We start from the raw sequence: 19,338 nt of genomic DNA, 5'->3' as shown, positions 1-19,338 counted from the left end.
CAAGCGCGCGAATCCGCAGAGGCTGACGCGATGGCGGCGCGGCGTTAAGCTGGGCGGTCGCCGGCCGCCGCCGGCGCAGACAGAAGTGCCGGTGCAGTGACTGCAAGCCTGTTGAAATGGATCGTGCCGTGGGAGTTTTCGTGGGTCTTGCTCGCGTGCTTCGTGGTGGCTGGCGTGCTGTATCTGCGCGGGTGCCGCCGTCGGCCGGTGCGGTTTGCCAGCAAGCTGGCGTTCTGGTCGGGCATGGCGATCATCTACCTGTCGCTGCACACGTATCTGGACTACTACGCCGAGCATGAGTTCTTCATGCACCGCATCCAGCAGTTGCTGCTGCACCACGTCGCGCCACTGCTGATCGTGGCGGCGTATCCGTCTGCCGTGTTGCGTTCCGGCCTTCCGCTGGCCTGGCGGGTGCGCGTGCTGCGTCCGTTGCAGCGCTCGTGGCCGTGGCGGATGGTGTTCGGCGTGCTGTGGAACCCGACCGTCGCCACGCTGCTGTTCATCGCCTTCATCCTGATCTGGCTGATTCCCGATTTGCAGACGCTGGCGATGCTGGACTGGCGCATCTACCGCTTCATGAACTGGAGCATGCTGGTCAGCGGTTTCGCCTACTGGTCGCTGGTGCTCGATCACCGCCCGCATCCGCCGGGACGGATGACCGCCGGGCTGCGCGTGCTGTCGCCGGCGATCACCATGACGCCGCAGATCGTCGCCGGCGCGATCGTCACGTTCTCGAAGACCGACCTCTATCCGATCTTCGAGATCTGCGGACGCGCATTCACCTTCAACGTGCTGACCGGCCAGCTGATCGGCGGCGTGATCATCTGGGTGCCGTCGGCGCTGGTGGAGTCGATCGGCGGGCTGATGGCGCTGCGCCTGTGGCTGCGCCTGTCACGCAACGGCCGGCTGCCGCGCAAGCCGCCGCACAGGACGGTCAGGAAGGTGGCCAGCGAAGCGACGGCCGCCGACCGAGGGCTGCGCGCTCAGTGATCGTGTGACATCGCGCCGTGATCCATGCCGGGCATGGCGTGGTCGGCATGAGCGTCGCCGGCGTCCAGCGCGTTGGCCGGTCGCGCGATGAAGTCGGTGGCCAGGGTGCTGCCGTCGGCGAACTGCAGGGTCAGCGTGACCGTGTCGCCCGGTTTCACCGGCTGTTTCGGCTGCATCAGCATGAAATGGTAGCCCGCCGGCGCCAGCGCGGCCTTGCCGTGCGCGGGCACGTCGAGCGAGTCGACCATGCTCATGCGACTGACGCCGCCGGCGGTCGAACTCTGGTGCAGCATCACGTCGGCGTAGATCGTGCTGCCGGCGCCGCGCAACGCGATCGGCGCGCCGCTGTCGTTTTCCAGCGTGACATAGGCCCCGGCGGGCAGGGCGCCGGGCAGCACGCGAATCCACGCGTGGCTGGCATGGATGTGGTCGGCATCGGCCGCGTGGGCGAAGCCGGCCAGCAGCAGGCCGGCGCACAGCAGCGACAGTCGGGAAAGTTTCATCGGTCGGCTCCGTTGTCGAGCAGCAGGTGCAGGTCGTGGACCAGGTCGTCGTGCGAGGCGGAGGGAGTGGCCAGCACGCGGGCATGGCCCTCGCGGTCGAACACGTAGATCGCCGAACTGTGGCTGACCTCGTAATTGCCGTCGGCATCGCCCGGTTCGCGGGTGAAGGCCGAGCGGTAGCGCTTGCTCAGCGCCTCGACGGCGCGGGCGTCGCCGACCAGTCCCACCGCGCGCGGATCGAATGCGTTGACGTAGGCGTGCATGATCGACGGCGTGTCGCGCGCCGGATCGACGCTGACGAACAGGATGCGTGCGCCGTCGGCCAACGGCCCCAGCCGCTGCATCACCACGTGCAACTGGGCCAGGGTCAGCGGGCAGACGTCGGGGCAGTGGGTGTAGCCGAAATACAGCAGCACCACCTTGCCGCGATAGTCGGCGCCGGTGACCGCCTTGCCGTTGTCGTCGGTGAGCCTGAAGTCGAGATCGGGCATGTGGCCAGTGATGTTGGTCAGCCGGAACGGCAGCGGTTCACCGCGCTGGCAGCCGCCCAGCAGCAGGCTGATGGCGAGCAGCAGCAGCAGCAGCGCGGGGCGCGGCCAATGGCGGGGCTTCATGCGAGAATCCTGGGTCTTCATCTGTTCAAGCATACGACACCGGCCGCGTTGCCGGGTTCGCCGGCCAGGGATACGAGCACCATGCGACAACCTGTCAGTACCCGTGTTGCCATGCTGGTCGGCACCGCCGGAGCCAGCGCGGTGCTGCTGGGCGCGTTCGGCGCACATGCATTGCGCGGCGTGCTCGACGGGCGTGGCATGGAGTTGTGGCATACGGCGGTGAACTACCACGCATGGCATGCGCTGGCGCTGGTCATGACGGCTGCGCTGGGGCGTGGCCGCAGCGGTCGGACAGCGTTGTTCGCGTTCGGCACCGGCATCGTGCTGTTCAGCGGCAGCCTGTACGCGTTGGCGCTGGGCGCGCCACGCTGGGTGGGCATCATCACGCCGCTGGGCGGACTCGCCTTCGTGCTTGGCTGGCTCGCGCTTGGCTGGACGCTGCGCTGGCGCAACGAATAGTTCTTGCGGGTGTCATGCGACGGTCACGCCTGGCTGCGATCGTTCCTGCATGAACATGCAGATCGCCCTCTGGCACCGCTCCCGTGCGACATGGTCGCCCAGCCACGTTCTGCGCCGCCTGCGCGGGCCCGGCCTGATCCTGCTTGCGGTGCTGTCGCTGGGTTTGTCGTGGTCCTGGCTGTCGGCCCCGGCCGGAGCGGATCAGGCCGATCCGGTTCGCCAGCTGGTGCATTTTCGCGATGCGGCCCACGACTGGCTGCTGGTGGTGGACCCGGAGACCCGCGAACTGGTGGTCTACGACGCCAGCAATGGGCGTCCGCTGGAGCGCCTGGGTGCAGACGACGGACTGCCTGAGGTTGATTCGATCGCGCAGTCGGGTTCGTTGCTGCTGGTGGCGGATCGGCAGCATGCGGAGGTGCGTCTGTTGAAGTTGCCCCAGTTGCAGCAGGTGGCTTTCGATCCGCGTTGAGCGATTCAGGTGGCGCCGGCCAGTGGCGCGATCACGTGCAGCACCAGGTCGGCGCAGAAGTGCGCCAGCATCGCGTGCTCCAGGCCGTACTTCCAGAACAGCATGCCGGTCACCGTCCCGACCACGGCATTGAGCAGGACGATCTTGCCGATCAGCAGCGATGCCGGCGCCGCCGTGATCGCGAAGACTGCCGGCAGATGGCCGGCGCCGAACAGCAGCGCGGCCACCACGATGGCCAGCACGAACATCCACGGCAGCGCCACGTTGCGATGGCTTCGGGCCAGCAGCCAGACGAACAGGCTGACCAGCAGCAGCCGGCAGCCGACTTCCTCCACGATGCCGCCATAGAACGACGCCAGCGCGCCACGCCAGGCCCAGCCCGCGGCGCTGGTGGCATGCTCGGCTGGAAGCGCGGGCCCGAGCAACGACAGCCCGAGAACCAGCGCGGCAGCCGCTGCGCCAAGCGACATGGCCAGGCCCCAGCGCGCGGGTCGGCCCGGGTCGAGCGGACGCCGGTAGACCCAACTGCGCAGCCACGGCGCATCCAGTCCGTGCGTCGCGCCCAGGTACAGGCCTAGCCAGCCGAGCAGCCAGCAGATCACGCCAGCCTGGATCGTCTGTGCCGCGATCACCACCGGCAAGGGCACGTGCAGGGCGGCCAGCTTCTGCGGCATCAGCACCATCAGATAGGGCCAAAGCGCCAGCGTGGACAACAAACCGGCCACGCCGAGCAGCATGGCGAGCTTCAGATGGGGGCCCTTGACGGGAAGGGCGGCGGGCGCGATGGCTGGCATGGAGTGGGGCTCTTGCAGTGGAGGGTCAGTCGCTGTCCTGGTCGACTGCGGCCGCGCCGGGGTTGGCTTTCAGACGGCCAGCCTTGCGCAGCGCCTCGCGCAGCACGTATTCGATCTGTGCGTTGAGGCTGCGCAATTCGTCATCGGACCAGCGTTGCATCGCGTCCAGCACGACGGCGTTGATGCGCAGCGGATAGGCTTTTTTCTCGGCGGCCATGCCGGCTCAGCGCCGCCCGTGTCCACGCCTCGCGGCGTGGCACGCAATGAACACGATCAGCAGGATGGTGATGAGGCTGCTCATGACCATCCCCTCAGTACAGCGTGCCGGTGTTCAGCACCGGCTGGGTGCCGCGCTCGCCGCACAACACCACCAGCAGGTTGCTGACCATCGCCGCCTTGCGCTCTTCGTCCAGGTTCACCACACCGCGCTGGCTCAGCTGTTCCAGCGCCATCTCGACCATGCTCACCGCGCCCTCGACGATTTTCGTGCGGGCGGCGATGATCGCGCCGGCCTGCTGCCGCTGCAGCATCGCCTGGGCGATTTCCTGGGCGTAGGCAAGGTGGCTGATGCGCGCCTCCACCACCTGCACGCCGGCCTTGCCCAGGCGGGTCTGGATCTCGTCGCGCAGGTGCGTGTTGATCTCGTCGCCGTGGCTGCGCAGCGAGGGCTTGCTGTCCTCGTGGGCGTCGTAGGGGTAGCTCTGCGCCATCTGCCGCAGCGCGGATTCGCTCTGGATGTGCACGTAGTTTTCGTAGTCGTCGACGCAGAACACCGCCTCGGCCGTGTCCAGCACCTGCCATACCACCACGGCGCCGATCTCGATCGGGTTGCCGTCGTTGTCGTTGACCTTCAGCTTGCCGCTCTCGAAGTTGCGCACGCGCAGCGAGATGCGCTGGCGGCTGTAGAACGGATTGGTCCAGCGCAGGCCCTCCTGGCGCACGGTGCCGGCGTACTTGCCGAACAGTTGCAGCACCTGGCCTTCATTCGGGGCAACCTGGAAGAAGCCCTTGAGCATGAAGCTGTCGATCGCCAGCACGATCACGCCGGTGAACACCTGGAACAGCGGGGGGGCGTCCGGATGACCGTGGATGGCGGATACCACCAGCGTCACGCCGATGCCGGCCAGTACCAGGCACAACCCCACGAAGGGGATGCCGGCGACGGAAAAGCCATTGTGTTCGTTCATTGAGGAGTCTCCCTGAGGTGGGGTGATTAGATATCAGAGTGATATCAAATGCAAGCGGCCTCCTCGTGATCCCGGCAGGGCGGCGGTCGGCCCTCCGAGCAGGCCGCATACAATGCCGGTTTGCCCACACCGGAGAACCCGATGAAGCCTTTCGGCACGCCCCATTCCGACCACGCGTTGCGCGTTCTGCTGCTGGGCTCCGGCGAGCTGGGCAAGGAAGTGGCGATCGAACTGCAGCGCTACGCGGTCGAGGTGATCGCGGTTGATCGCTACGCCAATGCGCCGGCCATGCAGGTGGCCCATCGCAGCCACGTGATCGACATGCTGGACGGCAAGGCGCTGCGTGCGCTGATCGAGCTGGAAAAGCCCGATCTGGTGGTGCCGGAGATCGAGGCGATCCACACGCCGACCCTGATCGAGCTGGAAAAGGAAGGGCAGCGGGTGATCCCGACCGCACGCGCCGCGTGGCTCACGATGGACCGCGAAGGCATCCGCAGGCTGGCCGCCGAGGAGCTGCAGCTGCCGACTTCGCCGTATCGCTTCTGCGACGACGAGGTGCAGTACCGCGCCGCGGCCGCCGCGATCGGCTATCCGTTCGTGGTCAAGCCGGTGATGAGTTCCTCCGGCAAGGGCCAGAGCGTGGTGCGCGGCGACGACGAAGTGCAGCATGCGTGGGATTACGCCCAGTCCGGCGGACGCGCGGGCAAGGGCCGGGTGATCGTCGAGGGCTTCGTCGATTTCGATTACGAGATCACCATGCTCACCGTGCGGCACACCGATGGCGTGAGCTTCTGCGCGCCGATCGGCCACCGCCAGGAAGACGGCGATTACCGCGAGTCGTGGCAACCGCAGCCGATGAGCGATGCCGCGCTGGCCGAGGCGCAGCGCCAGGCCGCCGCGGTCACCGGCGCGCTGGGCGGCTGGGGCGTGTTCGGCGTGGAGTTCTTCGTCAAGGGCGATGCGGTGATCTTCTCCGAGGTCAGCCCGCGCCCCCACGACACCGGCCTGGTCACCCTGATCTCGCAGGAGTTTTCCGAGTTCGCGCTGCATGCGCGGGCGATCCTGGGACTGCCGATCCCGGTGATCCACCAGTACGGGCCGTCGGCCTCGTGCGCAGTGCTGGTCGAGGGCGAAGGTGCGGGACCGCGCTACCACGGCGTGGCCGAGGCGCTGGCCGAGCCGGACACGCAACTGCGCATCTTCGGCAAGCCCGAGGTGAAGGGGCGCCGGCGCATGGCGGTGGCGCTGGCGCGGGCCGGCACGCTGAACGAGGCTGTGGGCAAGGCCGTGCGCGCCGCGGGCAGGCTGCGCATCGAGTTGTGAGCGGAAGAATGCCGCGACCCGATGCGATAGGCTCTGCGCCATCGACGATGGTTGTCCAGTCGTAACCGCTCGCCCTCACGGCGAGCCCTTGATCGGGGAGAGGCAAGGATGGAATCAGGCGGATTTGCGCACTGGCTGGTGGTGGTGGTCGAGCTGTCGGCGGCGTTCGCGCTGCTGTTGCTGGCGCTGGCGGTGGTGGTGCTGTTGGCGACCTGGGTGGTCGACCGCAACCAGACCGGCAACGCGGTGTTGCGCAACTTCCCGGTGATCGGCCACTTCCGCTACTGGTTCCTGCACCTGGGCGAGTTCTTCCGCCAGTACCTGTATTCCAGCGACCGCGAGGAAATGCCGTTCAACCGCGCCCAGCGCACCTGGGTGTATCGCGCGGCGAAGAACGTCGACAACACCAACGCCTTCGGGTCGAGCCGCGACTTGCGGGCGGAAGGCGTGCCGTTCTTCGTCAATGCGCCGTTTCCCGACCTGGGCACCGATCATGTCAAGCCGGTGCCGGTCACGATCGGCCCGTATGCACGCGAGCCATACAGCCATGCCGCGTTCTTCAACATTTCCGCGATGAGCTTCGGCGCGCTGTCGGCCCCGGCGGTGCGGGCACTGTCGCACGGCGCGGCCAAGGCCGGCATCTGGATGGACACCGGCGAGGGCGGGCTGGCGCCGTATCACCTGGAAGGCGGCTGCGACATCATCTTCGAGATCGGCACGGCCAAGTACGGCGTGCGCACGCCGGACGGCAAGCTCGACGACGAGAAGCTGCTGGCGATCTGCGCCCACCCGCAGGTGAAGATGGTCAGCATCAAGCTGGGCCAGGGTGCCAAGCCGGGCATGGGCGGCCTGCTGCCCGGCGCCAAGGTCACCGCCGAGATCGCGGCGATCCGCGGCATTCCCGTGGGCGAGGATTCGCAAAGCCCGAACCGGCACCTGGACATCGGCAACGTCGCGCAGCTGATGGACAGCATCGCCCACATCCGCGAGCTCACCGGCAAGCCGGTGGGCTTCAAGGCGGTGCTGGGCGGCGCCGAATGGATCGGCGAGCTGTGCGATGAAGTGCATCGCCGCGGCATCGGGAGCGCACCCGACTTCATCATCGTCGACGGCTCCGAGGGCGGCACCGGTGCCGCGCCGCAGACCCTGATGGAAGGCGTGGGCCTGCCGCTGCACGAGGCGCTGCCGGCGCTGATCGACATGCTGATCGTCAAGGGCCTGCGCGAACGCATCAAGGTGGTCTGCTCGGGCAAGTGCATCACCGCCTACGACGTGGCGTGGGCGTTGTCGATCGGCGCGGACTTCGTCAACTCGGCGCGCGGCTTCATGCTGGCGCTGGGCTGCATCCAGTCGTTGCAGTGCAATCGCAACACCTGCCCCACCGGCATCACCACGCAGAACCCGAAACTGCAACGCGGGCTGGTGGTCACCGACAAGAGCGAGCGGGTATTCCACTACGCGAAGAACGTGATGCACGAAGTGGGCATCATCGCCCACAGCTGTGGCGTCAGCGAGCCGCGCCAGCTCAATCGCGGGCATTGCCGCGTGGTCGGCGACGACGGTCTGTCGATTCCGCTGGAGAAGCTGTTTCCGTATCCGCAGCGGGAATCTTCTTAGACGCGCGCCCTACGGCATGTCGATCCAGCCCTGGGCCGTACGGATCTGCAGCGGCATGAAGCGCCGCTTGTAATCCATCTTCGGGTGGCCGTCGATCCAGAAACCCAGGTACAGCCACGGGATGCCGCGGCGGCGGGCCAGTTCCACCTGTTGCAGGATCGCGAAGGTGCCGAGGCTGCGCCCGGCTTCCTCCGGTTCGTAGAAGGTGTAGACGGCGGAAATGCCGTTGAGGCAGATGTCGGTGACCGCCACGGCCAGCAACCTTGGTCCCGTGCGCAACTCCATGAACACGGTGGGGCTCCACGGCGCGGTGAGGAAGCGGCGGAAGTCGCTGGCCTCGGCGTCGTCCATGCCGCCGCCGGCATGCCGGCTGTGCAGGTAGCGCTCGTAGAGCGCGTGGCGTTCGCGGTTGTAACCGGGGATGCACTCGGTGACGACCACGTCGGTATTGCGCTGCAGGCAGCGGCGCTGGCTGCGATCCGGCCGGAAATTCGCCACGTCGATGCGGCACGGCGTGCAGGCGTGGCAACTGGCGCAATGGGGAAAATACAGGTGGCCACCGGCGCGACGAAAGCCGCGTTCCAGCGCGGGTTCGTACAACTGGTCCAGGTTGGGGGCGGCCGGATCAAGCACCAGGTTCTGTGCCGTGCGGTCGGCGTAATAGCCGCACGCATGGGGCAGGGTCTGGAACAGCCGGACTTGGTCGGATCGGCGCATGGACCGATTCTATGTCGCCGCTGGCGGCGCCGCACGTGGTCGATTCAGAACACGTGCAGATCGCGCAGCATCGCCACCGCCGCCACGCCGAGCACCACCAGCAGTACGATGCGGCGCACCCGGGCGACGGTGAGCCTGCGCCGGTCGAGCGGCGTGGGGTTGCGTGCGGCGGCCAGTTCCTCGCCATGACGGACCACCGGCTCGATGCCGATCTCGCGCAGCAGCGCGCGGGCGCGGGTGTAGTCGTCGGCGCTGGTGATCCACACCTGGGGCCAGCGGCTGCGATCGTCCTGGCGCTGCGAGTAGCTGAAACGCTGCCAACTGGAGCGGTTGTAGTTGGAGCGATTGGACACCGTGGCCTCGATGCCGTGCTCGGCCATCAGGGCGACCACGGTATCGATGTTCTGCTCGCGGGGAGAGGTATAGATCTGGCGCATGGACGGCAGTCTACGCGATCAGTCGTTGCGCACGCGGATCAGGCCTTCCTGCGCGGTGGAGGCGACCAGGTGCCCGTTGCGGCTGAAGATCTGTCCGCGGGCCAGCCCGCGGCCGCCCTGGGCGGTGGGACTGTCGAAGGTGTACAGCAGCCATTCGTCGACGCGGAACGGGCGATGGAACCACAGCGCGTGGTCGAGGCTGGCCATCTGCACGTTGTGGGTCATGTACGAGATGCCGTGCGGCAGCGTGGCGGTGCCGATCAGGTGGAAATCCGACGCGTAAGCCAGCAGCGCGCGGTGCAGGATCGCCGAGTCGTCGATCGGCGAGGTCAGCCGGAACCAGATGTGCTGGATCGGCGGGCGCTTCACCGGATGCAGTTCGTCGCGGGGCCACACCTGGCGGAACTCGAACGGACCGTCGATGCCCAGCCAGCGCTGCAGCTTCACCGGCAGGCGGGCCAGTTCGTCCGGCGGCAGCGGATGCATCGGTTCGATGTCTTCGGGCGCTGGCACCTCGGGCATCGAGGTCTGGTGTTCCACGCCGGTTTCCGGCACTTGGAACGAGATCGAGCCGTTCAGGATCGGCTGGCCGTGCTGGATCGCCACCACCCGCCGCGAGGAGAACGTGCCGCCATCGCGGGTGCGTTCGACGCTGTAGACGATCGGCGCGCGAATGTCGCCGGCGCGCAGGAAGTACGCGTGCAGCGAATGCGCCTCGCGGGCCGGATCGACCGTCTGCTGCGCGGCGGACAAGGCCTGTCCCAGCACCTGGCCGCCGAACACGAAGCGGGTGCCGATGTCGCGGCTCTGGCCCCGGAACAGGTTGTCTTCCAGTCGCTCGAGCTGCAGCAGCTCGACCAGTTCGGTGACGTGGTTGGGTGACATGGAATCGGACTCGCGGGGAGGTAAGCCCGCGATTATAGCGGGCGCGGGCCGTGCTTACGGCACCGCCGGCCGGCTCAGGCCGCAAGCTTCGAGCACCTCGGCCCACGGAAACAGCGGGCCGGGATCAAGCTTGCGGTGGATCTGGATGGCGGGATCGTCGCTGGCTGGCATCAGGTCCGTGTCCAGCTGTTCATGGCCGGCGATCCGGCGCAGGTTCGGAAAGTCCCGGCGCAGCTCGGCCAGCAGGGTGTGCAAGGCGATGATCTGGGCATCGGTGTAAGGCTCGGTCATCCGCTGCTGGCGCGAATCCCACCAGTGCGGATAGCGGCCCAGGTTCACCAGCTCGATGCCGATCGAGTTCGGGTTGTGCCCGCGCACGTGGTTGGCCACGCGGGTGCCGGGCACGTAGCGGTACACCGCGCCATCGCGGTCGATGTAATAGTGGCCGCTGTTGCCGGCGCCGCTGGGGTGCAGTACGCGCTCGCCGTATTCGCGGGCGGTGGCCAGGTCCGGCAGCTCGGTGCAGTGGATCACCACCAGCTCCACCGCCGCGGCGGGGCGCTCGGGTAACAGCTCGACGTAGGGCAGGGGCTGGTCGTGGATGGTCAGGCTCATGCGGGGCAGTTTCGCACGTGCCGCGGCCGCGGCGGAAACGCCGCCTGTTACCATGCGTGCCTTGCTTCGAGCACTTTCACGGAGACCGCCATGCGCGGCCAGATCATTCTTTCGCACGGTTCGGATTCGAGCCCCGAGGCGACCAAGGTCAGCGCGCTGGCCGCACTGGCCGAGTCGCTGGGCTGGCGCACGCAGCGGCCGGACTACCGCACCGACGACAGCCGCGGCCATGCCGGCTCGGTGGCGCCGCGGATCGCCCGCCTGCGCGCCACCATCGAGGCGCTCGACGCTCCACCGCTGCTGGTCGGTTCCAGCATGGGTGCCTTCGTTTCCGGACTGGTCTCGCTGGACGTGCCGGTGGCCGGCTTGCTGCTGCTGGCCACGCCCAGCGAGATCCCCGGCTATGCGCGCCGCTTCGACCTGCGCGCGGACGTGCCTGCCATGCTGATCCACGGCTGGCGCGACGAGGTTTGCCCGCTGGCCGGCGTGCACGCGTTCGCCGCGCGGCGGCGCCTGCCGCTGCTGGTGCTGGACGACGATCACCGACTGGGCGCAAGCATGGACACGATCAGCGCCCAGTTCCGGCTGTTGCTCGACCAGCAGGCCGCCGCATGAACACCTCGGCAACGCGCGCATTCTTCGCCACCTGCCCCAAGGGCATGGAATACCTGCTGCGCGACGAACTGGTCGCCATTGGCGCCAGCGACGTGCGCGAGGCGCTGGCCGGCGCGCACTTTTCCGGCACGCTGGGGACCGCCTACAAGGCCTGCCTGTGGTCGCGCCTGGCCAGCCGCATCCTGCTGCCGCTGGCCGAGTTCGACGCGGCCGACGACGACGCGCTGTACCGCGGCGTGCAGGGCATCGACTGGAGCGAACACCTGGCCGCACATGCCACCTTCGCGGTGGATGCCGGCACCGCGATGAGCAAACTCAACCACAGCCAGTTCATCGGCCTGCGCACCAAGGACGCCGTGGTCGACCAGTTCCGCCAGCGCGACGGTTCGCGTCCGGACATCGATACCGACGAGCCGGACATCCGCATCAACCTGCGCCTGCGCCGCGATCGCGCCACCGTGTCGCTGGACCTCGCCGGCTCGCCGTTGCACCGCCGCGGCTGGCGCGAGGAGCAGGGCGAGGCGCCTCTGAAGGAAAACCTTGCCGCCGCGATGCTGTTGCGCGGGCGCTGGCCCGAGGTCTACGCGGCCGGCGGTGCCCTGCTTGATCCGATGTGCGGTTCGGGCACCTTGCTGATCGAAGGCGCGCTGATGGCCGCCGACGTGGCGCCGGGCCTGCGCCGCGAATACTTCGGCTTCCTCGGCTGGCAGCAACACGACATCGCGCTGTGGCGCGGCCTGCTGGACGAGGCGAAGCAGCGCGCCGAGAACGGCCTGCGCGCGTTGCGCAGCGTGTTCTTCGGCAGCGACGCCGACCCGCGCATGGTGCAGACGGCCAAACGCAACGCCCAGGAAGCGGGCGTGGCGGGCTTCTTCACGCTGGACAAGCAGGACATGACGCGCGCCGCGCCGCCGCCCGGCGTCGAGTACGGCCTGGTGATCACCAATCCGCCGTACGGCGAGCGCCTCGGTGACCGCGCCGAGATGCCGAAACTGTACCGCGCGCTGGGCGACACCTTGCGCCAGCGTTTCAGCGGCTGGCGCGCCGCCGTGCTGGCCGGCGACGTCGAACTGGGCCGCGCGATGCAACTGCATGCCGAAAAGCGTTACGCGCTGTACAACGGCGCGCTGGAAACCGTGCTGCTGACCTTCGACCTCAAACCGCGCGACGAGCAGCCGCGTGAAGCGAAGCCGTTGTCTCCCGGCGCACAGATGCTGAAGAACCGGCTGGAAAAGAACGTCCGGCACCTGCGCAAGCGACTGGCCCGCGAGGGCATCCACTGCTGGCGCGCCTACGACCAGGACCTGCCCGAGTACGCCGCCGCCATCGACGTCTACGGCGATACGAACGGCGACGACCACCTGCACATCCAGGAGTACCGCGCGCCGGCCGATGTGCCCGCCGACGTGGCCCGCCTGCGCATGCGCGAGATCGCCCGGGTTGCCGGCGAGGTGCTCGGCGTGCCGCGCGAGCGCATCGCGCTGAAGACCCGCGAGCGCGGCAAGGGCGGTTCGAAATACGGCCAGATGGACCAGCGTGGCGCGTTCATCGAGGTGGAAGAGGACGGTCTGAAGCTGCTGGTCAACCTCACCGACTATCTCGATACGGGGTTGTTCCTCGACCACCGCCTGGTGCGCGGCAAGGTGCGCGAACTGGCCCACGGGAAATGCTTCCTCAACCTGTTCGCCTATACCGCCACCGCCAGCGTCCACGCGGCGGCGGGTGGCGCGCTGGAAACCACCAGCGTCGACCTGTCGGCGACCTATCTGGAGTGGGCTTCGCGCAACCTGGCGCTGAACGGGTTCACCGGTGTCGACCACCGGCTGATGCAGTTCGACGCGCTGGAATTCCTGCAGCGCGATCGCGGCCACTACGGACTGATCTTCGTCGACCCGCCAACCTTCTCCAACTCCAAGCGCGCCGAGGATTTCGACGTGCAGCGCGATCACGTGAAGCTGCTGGAAGCCTGCAACGAGCGGTTGACCCGCGACGGCGTGATCGTGTTCTCCAACAATTTCCGCCGCTTCAAGCTGGACCGCGAGGCGCTGGAAACGCACTTCGAGATCGAGGACTGGAGCGCGCCCAGCATCCCGTTCGACTTCGCCCGCCGCGCCGACATCCACGGCTGCTGGCTGTTGCGGCGGCGCAAGGCCGATCCGGGCATCAATCCCTGGGACAGCGCCCGCATCAAAAAGTGAACCCTTCAGTGCACATTAAGGCTGATCCGACGAGCATCTGCCCGTACAACGGAGAACACTCATGACTCGACGTTTCAGTGGTGCAGGCAAGCTGGCGGCCATCGGCCTGGCGGTTGCAGCGGCGGTGGCGATGCCGCTGAGCGCGTCGGCGCACGGGCACGGCCATGGCTACCATGGCGGTGGTTACCACGGTGGCTACCATGGCGGTTATTACGGTCACGGTGGTGGTCACTGGAGCGGTGGTCGCTGGATCGCGGGCGCGATCGTCACCGGCGCCGTGATCGGCCTGGTCGACAACGCCCTGCGCCCCGCGCCGGTGTATTACGACGCGCCGGTCTATCGCGAGCCGCGCACCGTGATCTACCGTGAGGAGCCGGTGGTCACCCGTCGCGTGGTGGAGACGCGCACCGTGGTCTACGACGACCCGTACCAGACGCGCTACATCCGCGACGATGGCTACGGCGACGATTGATCGCACTCATCGCTGAAGCACTTGAACAGGGGCCCGGTCATCCGGGCCCCTGTCGTTTTGCGGGATGCTTCAGTCAGTGGACAGGCAGGGTCATGGGCTGTTCCGCGCCGCTGCCGTGACGCTTCGCGCTGGCGCTGAGCTCGTCGAAGCGTTGCTTGTCGATCCGGCTGACCGACTCGATCGCGCACGGCGGCTGCTGGCTCGAGCGCACGGTCTCGCCCGTCTCGCCGCAGATGCGCCCCCGGTTGTTGACCGCATTGGAGTGGTTGGGGCGGAACATCAGGCCTGGCGGCGCGATGCCCAGTCGCGGGCAGTCGTGACGCAATGCCACCAGGTAGCGCTTCGGACCCGTCCGCACGATCGCCGTGCGCGCATCCACGATGTGCCATTCGTTGATCTGGGTCGTGTCGATGCACTCGCCGGCGGGCAGGGGCGGGTGGGCCGCCTTGTCGGCCGCCTGCGCGGTACCCGCGCCGGTGGCAAGGGCAAGCATCATCAGGGGAAGGATCATTTTCATCGGACGTGCCTCGCTTTCTCGGGATGGTGCGAACCGTGATCCAGCCACGGCAGCTGCATGCCGCGCTGCAGCGGCATGGGGAGAGCAGACGGAGTATCCGCGATACTCTTGTCACAAGAAGTGAACGGTCGATCCGCCATGCTGGGGAATATGCATGTGACCCGAGACTCCATCACCGACTCCCTCTGCTCCGCCGGTACCGGGACGTCGTTCCGGAAGGCCTGCTGATGGCCTCGCGATCGCTGGCGGCGGAAGACATCGGCAGCCGCTTCGGGCGGGTGCGCGGCCACAGCCTGGAACTCTGCGCCCACCTCAGCGCCGAAGACCTGCAACTGCAGTCGATGCCCGATGCCAGTCCAGGCAAATGGCACCTGGCCCACACGACCTGGTTTTTCGAACAGTTCGTGCTGGGCCGCGACCCGGCTTATCGGCCCCGTGATCCGGCGTGGCATTACCTGTTCAATTCCTACTACCAGTCGGTCGGGCCGATGCATGCGCGACCGCAACGCGGGTTGCTGTCGCGCCCCTCGCTGGACGAGGTGCGCGACTACCGCAGGCGCATCGACGACATGGTGGCCGACCTGCTGGCCCGCCAGGACGACGCCGAACTGTCCTCGCTGGTCGAGCTGGGCCTGCATCACGAGCAGCAGCACCAGGAACTCCTGCTGACCGACATCAAGCACGCGTTCTGGTGCAATCCGCTGCAGCCGGCGTATCGCGCACCGATCCTCGCCGAGGCTGGCGCGAAGGTCGTGCCGCTGCGCTACATCGATGGCGGCGAGGGCATCGTCGAGATCGGCCATCGTGGCGAGGGTTTCGCCTTCGACAACGAAACCCCGCGCCACCGGACCCTGCTGCAGCCGCATGCGCTGGCCAACCGGCTGGTGACCAATGCCGAGTACCTGGCGTTCGTGCGCGAAGGCGGTTATCGCGAGCCCGGCCTGTGGCTGTCCGAAGGCTGGGCCACGGTGCAGCGCGAGGGCTGGCAGCATCCGATCTACTGGCAGGACGACCTGGCCAGCGAATTCACCCTGGCCGGCGTGCGCGCGATCGATCCGCAGGAGCCGGTCTGCCACCTGAGCTATTTCGAGGCCGAGGCGTTCGCGCGCTGGGCCGGTGCACGACTGCCCACGGAAGCGGAATGGGAGTCGGCCGCGCAGGGCTTGCCGGTGCACGGCAACCTGCAGGACCAGGGGCGCTGCCAGCCGCAGCCAGCCGTGGCTGGCGAGGGTCTGCTGCAGATGTTTGGCGACGTGTGGGAGTGGACCGCCTCGCCCTACATCAGTTACCCGGGCTTTCGCCCGCTGCCCGGTTCACTGGGCGAATACAACGGCAAGTTCATGTGCGGGCAGTGGGTGCTGCGGGGCGGTTCGTGCGCCACGCCGCGCGACCATCTGCGCGCCACCTACCGCAATTTTTTTCCACCACACGCCCGCTGGCAGTTTGCCGGGCTGCGCCTGGGACAGGATCGATGAGCAGCGTACAACCCTGCAGTACCGGCGACGACGATCGCCGCCCGCCACTGAACGACCTGCTGGCGATCGCCCGGCACGGGCTCGGCCTGAAACTCAAGCGCCTGCCTTCGTGGCTGTTCTATGACGAGCGTGGCTCGGCGCTGTTCGAGCGGATCTGCGAGCAGCCCGAGTATTACCTGACCCGCTGCGAAGTCGCCCTGATGGACGAGCATGCCGCCAGCATCGCCGACAGCCTGGGCAGCGAGGTGCGGCTGGTCGAATACGGCAGCGGCAGCGGCTTGAAGACCCGCATGCTGTTGCGCGAGATGCACGACCCGGTGTCGTACGTGCCCGTGGAGATCTCGCCGGCGCCGTTGAACGAGAGCGTGCGCAGGCTCGCCCTGGAGTTCCCGCAGCTGCCGCTGCAGCCGTTGTGCGCGGATTTCAGCAAGCCCTTGCGCCTGCCGATCCCGCCGCGCGCACCGCGCCGGACGGTGCTGTATTTCCCCGGTTCCACCATCGGCAATTTCGAGGCGCGCGACGCGGTGGACCTGTTGCGCAAGATGCGCAACGAGATGGGCGACGCGGGCGGCATCCTGATCGGGGTGGACCTGAAGAAGGACGTTGCGCAGATGGAAGCGGCCTACAACGATCGCGCCGGCGTCACCGCCGAGTTCACGCTGAACATGCTGGCGCGGCTGAACCGGGAGATCGGCAGCGATTTCGATCTTTCCGCCTTTCATCACCACGCGCGCTACAACCCGATGGCCGGCCGCATCGAGACGCATATCGTCAGCAGCCGCGAGCAGCAGGTGAAGATCGGCAGCAGCAAGGTGGGTTTCCGCGCCGACGAAGTGATCCAGGTCGAATACAGCTGCAAGTACTCGCTGGAAGACTTCGCCGCCCTGGCCGAAAAGGCCGGGCTGGCGGTGATGCGCACCTGGCTGGACCCGCAACGGATGTTCAGCGTGCAATACCTGGTGCGCGCCAGCGCCGTGGCGCGCTGAGAGATTGTGATTCTTTCAACCTCGAAGCCCGGCCACGGCGAGGGCATGGATGCCCGAGTTGAGGCAACGCAGGAGCGATTGCCCGATGGCCGGACATGAAGGAGTCACGCTAGAGACTGCTTCATGTGAGCGCGTCCGGGCATGTACCGGACGCGCGATAGAAGAAAACCACAGGAGGTGGTTTTCTTCACAGGCGCTGAGCGGCGACGGGCCGGCGCGACGCCGGCCCTCCAGGGGTCACTTCGCGCCGTACAGCTGCTTCACGTCGGCGGTCAGCGCGGCCTGGCTGTCGGGCCGGGCGTAGAACATGTGGCCGCCGGGGTATTCCTTGACCTGCACGCGCGACGCATCACCCATCGCCGGCATCTGGTCGACGGCCAGCACCGAGACCATGAACGGGCAGGACAGGTCGTCCCAGCCGTGGGCGATCAGCACGCGCAGGCCGGGGTCGTTGGCCACGGCCTGGCGCAGTTCCTTCACCGAACCTTCCTGCGCATCGTCGTCCTCGTGCCACAGGCGGTTCACTTCGTAGCTGAGCGCGTTGTAGCGACCGTCGACCTTCCAGCCCACGGTCTGCGTGACGAAGTGAACCATCGCCGTGGTGGTGGGCGCGATGATCCCGTTGAGGATCGGATCGCCGGTCTGCTGACGTGGCGCGTACGGGAACGGGTCCCACGCGGTGACGTTGGAGTCGTAGCGGCTGCCCAGCTTGCCTTCGGCGCGATACACCTCGCGCAGATAGGCCTGGGTTTCCAGGCGGCCACCGGAGCGCCTGACGAACAGCGGGTCCAGCCCGGTCAGGTCGGTGACCTTGCGGATCATCGCTTCGGTGGCGGCCGGGTCGGAACGTCCCTTCATCAGAGTGGTGGCGTACTCGCCACGCGTATAGGCGATCACCGGCGCCATCGTCTCGGCGCTGAGCTTGCCTTCGCGCTCCAGGTGCGCCGCCGCGATCGACGGCAGGGTAGTCATCCACGGCAGCGGCGAGACGGTGTCGTCGCTCCATGCACCCGGGTCGAGATACGGCGAGATCAGCGTCACGCCGCTCATCGCCACGCCCAGCTGGGTCTGCATGTATTCGGTGATGCGCGGGCCGCGGAAACCGCCGTAGCTTTCGCCCACGTAATACTTGCGCGCGTCCATGCGGCCGTTCTTCACCAGCCAGTCGTACATGATCCGCGACAGGTACTTTATGTCGACATCGGTGCTGTAGAACTGCTTCGTCGCCTCCTTGTCGTCGACCAGCGCGCGGCTGTAGCCGGTGCCGATCGGGTCGATGAAGACCAGGTCGGTGAAGCCCAGCCAGGTGCCGGGGTTGTCGTGCAGGGTGGGGCGCTCGGACGGCGAGTCGCCCTCGACGCCGAAGTCCACCTTCTTCGGGCCGATCGCGCCCAGGTTGAGGTAGACCGACGAAGCACCCGGGCCGCCGTTCAGCGCAAACGTCACCGGCCGGTCGTTGCCGGCCATGGTGTAGGCGGTGAACACCACCTCGCCGGTCGTCCTGCCCTTCTCGTCGCGCACCGGCAGCGAGCCGACGGTCACCGTGTACTTGAGCGTGCGGCCGTCGACCGTGGCGGTTTGCGTCACGTGCGCGTCGGCGGGGAACGGCGGCAGCTGGAAGCCATCCTTGCCCGCCGCCTGGGCGCTCGCCGCCGGCTTGTCGCTGTCGGCCGCGGCGGCCGGGGTGGCGAATCCGGGCAACAGCAGGGCGACCATCAGGGCGAACGGCAGGGACTTGCGCACGGGCCTCTCCTCGGGCGTAAAGACCGAAGCCTAAACGCGCGGCGGGTGCGCCGAGTGTGCTGAAAGGCATGGGTGGCCGCAGGCATGGCTCAGCGCGGCATGGCCTGCGGCTGCTCCAGCGCAGCCGGTCGGGCCACGCGTTCCATCCACGCGTCGAAGGCCAGCAGGAAGGACTGCAGCGACTGCAGCGTGGCGGTGTCGGTGAGCCAGCCCCGGGCATCGAAGCGCTCGGCGACGCGGGCCACGAACAGGCTTGGCGCCGGCATCACCAGTGCGCCGCAGGTGTGCAGCACCTGGCGCAGCGAGGCCTGTGCCAGCCGGGTGCCCCACGGTCCGCTGCTGGCGCCAAGCACGGCGACCGGCTTGCCGGCCAGCACTTCGCCGAGGGGACTCTCGCGCGACAGCCAGTCCAGTGCGTTCTTCAGCACGCCAGGGAGCGCCTGGTTGTACTCGGGCGTGGCGATGAGCAGGCCGTCCGCGGCGGCCACCGCCGCACGCAACGCCTGCACGCCGGCCGGACCGGCCGGATCGCGCGACTCCAGGTCTTCGTCGAACAGGGGCACGGCCGCCAGTGCGTCGTGGACGTCCAGCTGCAGGCCCGTTGGTGCCTGCAGTGCGGCCGCGTGCAACAGGCGACGGTTCCAGGAGTGGCGGCGCAGGCTGCCGGCAAGGCAAAGCACGCGACGGGCGGACGTGGGCTGAAAAGTGGTCATCGCAAGTCT

22 protein-coding genes are annotated in these 19,338 nt (G+C 67.8%); 10 read left to right on the top strand and 12 right to left on the bottom strand.

All coding sequences use genetic code 11. The annotated features are described in order from the left end of the window. Nucleotides 1-96 precede the first annotated feature (96 nt). The gene (locus UU7_RS06065; protein WP_007806372.1) at nucleotides 97-990 is read left to right on the top strand and encodes a cytochrome c oxidase assembly protein; all 894 of its coding nucleotides are present in this window, start codon (nucleotides 97-99) and stop codon (nucleotides 988-990) included. On the opposite strand, the gene UU7_RS06060 is transcribed toward UU7_RS06065, so the two are convergent. Beyond that, nucleotides 984-1,493 (bottom strand): copper chaperone PCu(A)C, encoded by a 510-nt coding sequence (locus UU7_RS06060; protein WP_007806370.1) that lies wholly within the window; start codon nucleotides 1,491-1,493, stop codon nucleotides 984-986. The two genes, UU7_RS06065 and UU7_RS06060, sit on opposite strands and share 7 nt — an antisense overlap. Then, nucleotides 1,490-2,107: an SCO family protein gene (locus UU7_RS06055; protein WP_007806368.1), complete on the bottom strand. Its 618-nt coding sequence runs from the start codon at nucleotides 2,105-2,107 to the stop codon at nucleotides 1,490-1,492. Before UU7_RS06055 ends, UU7_RS06060 begins: the two co-directional genes overlap by 4 nt. An 81-nt stretch (nucleotides 2,108-2,188) precedes the next feature. On the opposite strand from UU7_RS06055, the gene UU7_RS06050 reads away from it, so the two are divergent. Both UU7_RS06050 and UU7_RS06045 read left to right on the top strand, forming a co-directional pair. Then, a complete protein-coding gene (locus UU7_RS06050) occupies nucleotides 2,189-2,566 on the top strand; it encodes a DUF423 domain-containing protein (protein ID WP_040672924.1) in 378 nt (125 codons plus the stop codon). 49 nt (nucleotides 2,567-2,615) lie between these two features. Continuing rightward, nucleotides 2,616-3,035, top strand: coding sequence for a YncE family protein (locus tag UU7_RS06045; protein ID WP_007806365.1), 420 nt, complete (start codon nucleotides 2,616-2,618; stop codon nucleotides 3,033-3,035). 5 nt (nucleotides 3,036-3,040) lie between these two features. Here the strand turns inward: UU7_RS06045 and UU7_RS06040 are convergent, their stop codons facing one another. The 3 genes from UU7_RS06040 to UU7_RS06030 form a co-directional block, all read right to left on the bottom strand. Further along, nucleotides 3,041-3,829: a CPBP family glutamic-type intramembrane protease gene (locus tag UU7_RS06040; RefSeq protein WP_040672922.1), complete on the bottom strand. Its 789-nt coding sequence runs from the start codon at nucleotides 3,827-3,829 to the stop codon at nucleotides 3,041-3,043. Between the two features lie 25 nt (nucleotides 3,830-3,854). After that, complete coding sequence (locus tag UU7_RS06035) at nucleotides 3,855-4,046, bottom strand: type II toxin-antitoxin system antitoxin (protein WP_007806362.1); 192 nt, start codon at nucleotides 4,044-4,046, stop codon at nucleotides 3,855-3,857. A 94-nt stretch (nucleotides 4,047-4,140) separates the two neighbouring features. Further along, nucleotides 4,141-5,016: an SPFH domain-containing protein gene (locus tag UU7_RS06030; protein ID WP_007806360.1), complete on the bottom strand. Its 876-nt coding sequence runs from the start codon at nucleotides 5,014-5,016 to the stop codon at nucleotides 4,141-4,143. A 141-nt stretch (nucleotides 5,017-5,157) separates the two neighbouring features. Here UU7_RS06030 and purT point away from each other — a divergent pair, with 141 nt between their 5' ends. Together purT and UU7_RS06020 are read left to right on the top strand one after the other, a co-directional pair. Next, nucleotides 5,158-6,339, top strand: coding sequence for a formate-dependent phosphoribosylglycinamide formyltransferase (gene purT / locus UU7_RS06025; protein ID WP_007806358.1), 1,182 nt, complete (start codon nucleotides 5,158-5,160; stop codon nucleotides 6,337-6,339). 108 nt (nucleotides 6,340-6,447) lie between these two features. Then, nucleotides 6,448-7,956, top strand: a complete 1,509-nt coding sequence (locus UU7_RS06020) for an FMN-binding glutamate synthase family protein (RefSeq protein WP_007806356.1) — start codon at nucleotides 6,448-6,450, stop codon at nucleotides 7,954-7,956. Nucleotides 7,957-7,965: 9 nt separating this feature from the next. Here the strand turns inward: UU7_RS06020 and UU7_RS06015 are convergent, their stop codons facing one another. From UU7_RS06015 to UU7_RS06000, 4 genes are read right to left on the bottom strand one after another with little or no spacing between them, the layout of a single operon-like run. Continuing rightward, complete coding sequence (locus UU7_RS06015; RefSeq protein WP_007806354.1) at nucleotides 7,966-8,673, bottom strand: arginyltransferase; 708 nt, start codon at nucleotides 8,671-8,673, stop codon at nucleotides 7,966-7,968. 44 nt (nucleotides 8,674-8,717) lie between these two features. After that, complete coding sequence (locus tag UU7_RS06010; protein ID WP_007806352.1) at nucleotides 8,718-9,110, bottom strand: DUF2007 domain-containing protein; 393 nt, start codon at nucleotides 9,108-9,110, stop codon at nucleotides 8,718-8,720. Between the two features lie 18 nt (nucleotides 9,111-9,128). Next, a complete protein-coding gene (locus UU7_RS06005) occupies nucleotides 9,129-9,995 on the bottom strand; it encodes an acyl-CoA thioesterase (protein ID WP_007806351.1) in 867 nt (288 codons plus the stop codon). Between the two features lie 54 nt (nucleotides 9,996-10,049). After that, nucleotides 10,050-10,610, bottom strand: a complete 561-nt coding sequence (locus UU7_RS06000) for an N-acetylmuramoyl-L-alanine amidase (protein ID WP_007806350.1) — start codon at nucleotides 10,608-10,610, stop codon at nucleotides 10,050-10,052. A gap of 90 nt (nucleotides 10,611-10,700) precedes the next feature. Here UU7_RS06000 and UU7_RS05995 point away from each other — a divergent pair, with 90 nt between their 5' ends. The 3 genes from UU7_RS05995 to UU7_RS05985 all read left to right on the top strand — a co-directional run bounded on the left by UU7_RS05995 (nucleotide 10,701) and on the right by UU7_RS05985 (nucleotide 13,895). Continuing rightward, a complete protein-coding gene (locus UU7_RS05995; RefSeq protein WP_007806348.1) occupies nucleotides 10,701-11,225 on the top strand; it encodes an alpha/beta hydrolase in 525 nt (174 codons plus the stop codon). Continuing rightward, nucleotides 11,222-13,423: a bifunctional 23S rRNA (guanine(2069)-N(7))-methyltransferase RlmK/23S rRNA (guanine(2445)-N(2))-methyltransferase RlmL gene (gene rlmKL, locus UU7_RS05990; RefSeq protein WP_007806345.1), complete on the top strand. Its 2,202-nt coding sequence runs from the start codon at nucleotides 11,222-11,224 to the stop codon at nucleotides 13,421-13,423. Before UU7_RS05995 ends, rlmKL begins: the two co-directional genes overlap by 4 nt. Nucleotides 13,424-13,484: 61 nt before the next feature. Continuing rightward, the gene (locus UU7_RS05985) at nucleotides 13,485-13,895 is read left to right on the top strand and encodes a hypothetical protein (RefSeq protein ID WP_007806344.1); all 411 of its coding nucleotides are present in this window, start codon (nucleotides 13,485-13,487) and stop codon (nucleotides 13,893-13,895) included. Nucleotides 13,896-13,968: 73 nt separating this feature from the next. Here UU7_RS05985 and UU7_RS05980 read toward each other — a convergent pair whose 3' ends face one another. Continuing rightward, nucleotides 13,969-14,412, bottom strand: a complete 444-nt coding sequence (locus UU7_RS05980; protein WP_007806342.1) for a DUF6491 family protein — start codon at nucleotides 14,410-14,412, stop codon at nucleotides 13,969-13,971. A 227-nt stretch (nucleotides 14,413-14,639) separates the two neighbouring features. Here UU7_RS05980 and egtB point away from each other — a divergent pair, with 227 nt between their 5' ends. After that, the gene (gene egtB, locus UU7_RS05975) at nucleotides 14,640-15,887 is read left to right on the top strand and encodes an ergothioneine biosynthesis protein EgtB (protein ID WP_007806340.1); all 1,248 of its coding nucleotides are present in this window, start codon (nucleotides 14,640-14,642) and stop codon (nucleotides 15,885-15,887) included. Next, nucleotides 15,884-16,873, top strand: coding sequence for an L-histidine N(alpha)-methyltransferase (gene egtD / locus UU7_RS05970; RefSeq protein WP_007806338.1), 990 nt, complete (start codon nucleotides 15,884-15,886; stop codon nucleotides 16,871-16,873). The genes egtB and egtD overlap by 4 nt, the downstream gene beginning before the upstream one ends. Nucleotides 16,874-17,110: 237 nt before the next feature. Here the strand turns inward: egtD and UU7_RS05965 are convergent, their stop codons facing one another. After that, a complete protein-coding gene (locus UU7_RS05965; protein WP_007806337.1) occupies nucleotides 17,111-18,616 on the bottom strand; it encodes a S10 family peptidase in 1,506 nt (501 codons plus the stop codon). Nucleotides 18,617-18,705: 89 nt separating this feature from the next. Further along, complete coding sequence (locus UU7_RS05960; protein WP_007806335.1) at nucleotides 18,706-19,329, bottom strand: NADPH-dependent FMN reductase; 624 nt, start codon at nucleotides 19,327-19,329, stop codon at nucleotides 18,706-18,708. Between the last annotated feature and the right edge of the window lie 9 nt (nucleotides 19,330-19,338).

The organism is Rhodanobacter spathiphylli B39 (assembly GCF_000264295.1).
In the GTDB taxonomy this organism is placed as follows: domain Bacteria; phylum Pseudomonadota; class Gammaproteobacteria; order Xanthomonadales; family Rhodanobacteraceae; genus Rhodanobacter; species Rhodanobacter spathiphylli.
Note: the sequence above shows the minus strand (reverse complement) of the source record. Positions and strands in the feature narration are given on the sequence as shown.

What these genes read in the sequence shown, in the direction of transcription:
- UU7_RS06060 (WP_007806370.1), bottom strand. Translation starts at nt 1,493, where the DNA reads ATGAAACTTTCCCGACTGTCGCTGCTGTGCGCCGGCCTGCTGCTGGCC.
- UU7_RS06055 (WP_007806368.1), bottom strand. Translation starts at nt 2,107, where the DNA reads ATGAAGCCCCGCCATTGGCCGCGCCCCGCGCTGCTGCTGCTGCTGCTC.
- UU7_RS06050 (WP_040672924.1), top strand. Translation starts at nt 2,189, where the DNA reads ATGCGACAACCTGTCAGTACCCGTGTTGCCATGCTGGTCGGCACCGCC.
- UU7_RS06045 (WP_007806365.1), top strand. Translation starts at nt 2,616, where the DNA reads ATGAACATGCAGATCGCCCTCTGGCACCGCTCCCGTGCGACATGGTCG.
- UU7_RS06040 (WP_040672922.1), bottom strand. Translation starts at nt 3,829, where the DNA reads ATGCCAGCCATCGCGCCCGCCGCCCTTCCCGTCAAGGGCCCCCATCTG.
- UU7_RS06035 (WP_007806362.1), bottom strand. Translation starts at nt 4,046, where the DNA reads ATGGCCGCCGAGAAAAAAGCCTATCCGCTGCGCATCAACGCCGTCGTG.
- UU7_RS06030 (WP_007806360.1), bottom strand. Translation starts at nt 5,016, where the DNA reads ATGAACGAACACAATGGCTTTTCCGTCGCCGGCATCCCCTTCGTGGGG.
- purT (WP_007806358.1), top strand. Translation starts at nt 5,158, where the DNA reads ATGAAGCCTTTCGGCACGCCCCATTCCGACCACGCGTTGCGCGTTCTG.
- UU7_RS06020 (WP_007806356.1), top strand. Translation starts at nt 6,448, where the DNA reads ATGGAATCAGGCGGATTTGCGCACTGGCTGGTGGTGGTGGTCGAGCTG.
- UU7_RS06015 (WP_007806354.1), bottom strand. Translation starts at nt 8,673, where the DNA reads ATGCGCCGATCCGACCAAGTCCGGCTGTTCCAGACCCTGCCCCATGCG.
- UU7_RS06010 (WP_007806352.1), bottom strand. Translation starts at nt 9,110, where the DNA reads ATGCGCCAGATCTATACCTCTCCCCGCGAGCAGAACATCGATACCGTG.
- UU7_RS06005 (WP_007806351.1), bottom strand. Translation starts at nt 9,995, where the DNA reads ATGTCACCCAACCACGTCACCGAACTGGTCGAGCTGCTGCAGCTCGAG.
- UU7_RS06000 (WP_007806350.1), bottom strand. Translation starts at nt 10,610, where the DNA reads ATGAGCCTGACCATCCACGACCAGCCCCTGCCCTACGTCGAGCTGTTA.
- UU7_RS05995 (WP_007806348.1), top strand. Translation starts at nt 10,701, where the DNA reads ATGCGCGGCCAGATCATTCTTTCGCACGGTTCGGATTCGAGCCCCGAG.
- rlmKL (WP_007806345.1), top strand. Translation starts at nt 11,222, where the DNA reads ATGAACACCTCGGCAACGCGCGCATTCTTCGCCACCTGCCCCAAGGGC.
- UU7_RS05985 (WP_007806344.1), top strand. Translation starts at nt 13,485, where the DNA reads ATGACTCGACGTTTCAGTGGTGCAGGCAAGCTGGCGGCCATCGGCCTG.
- UU7_RS05980 (WP_007806342.1), bottom strand. Translation starts at nt 14,412, where the DNA reads ATGAAAATGATCCTTCCCCTGATGATGCTTGCCCTTGCCACCGGCGCG.
- egtB (WP_007806340.1), top strand. Translation starts at nt 14,640, where the DNA reads ATGGCCTCGCGATCGCTGGCGGCGGAAGACATCGGCAGCCGCTTCGGG.
- egtD (WP_007806338.1), top strand. Translation starts at nt 15,884, where the DNA reads ATGAGCAGCGTACAACCCTGCAGTACCGGCGACGACGATCGCCGCCCG.
- UU7_RS05960 (WP_007806335.1), bottom strand. Translation starts at nt 19,329, where the DNA reads ATGACCACTTTTCAGCCCACGTCCGCCCGTCGCGTGCTTTGCCTTGCC.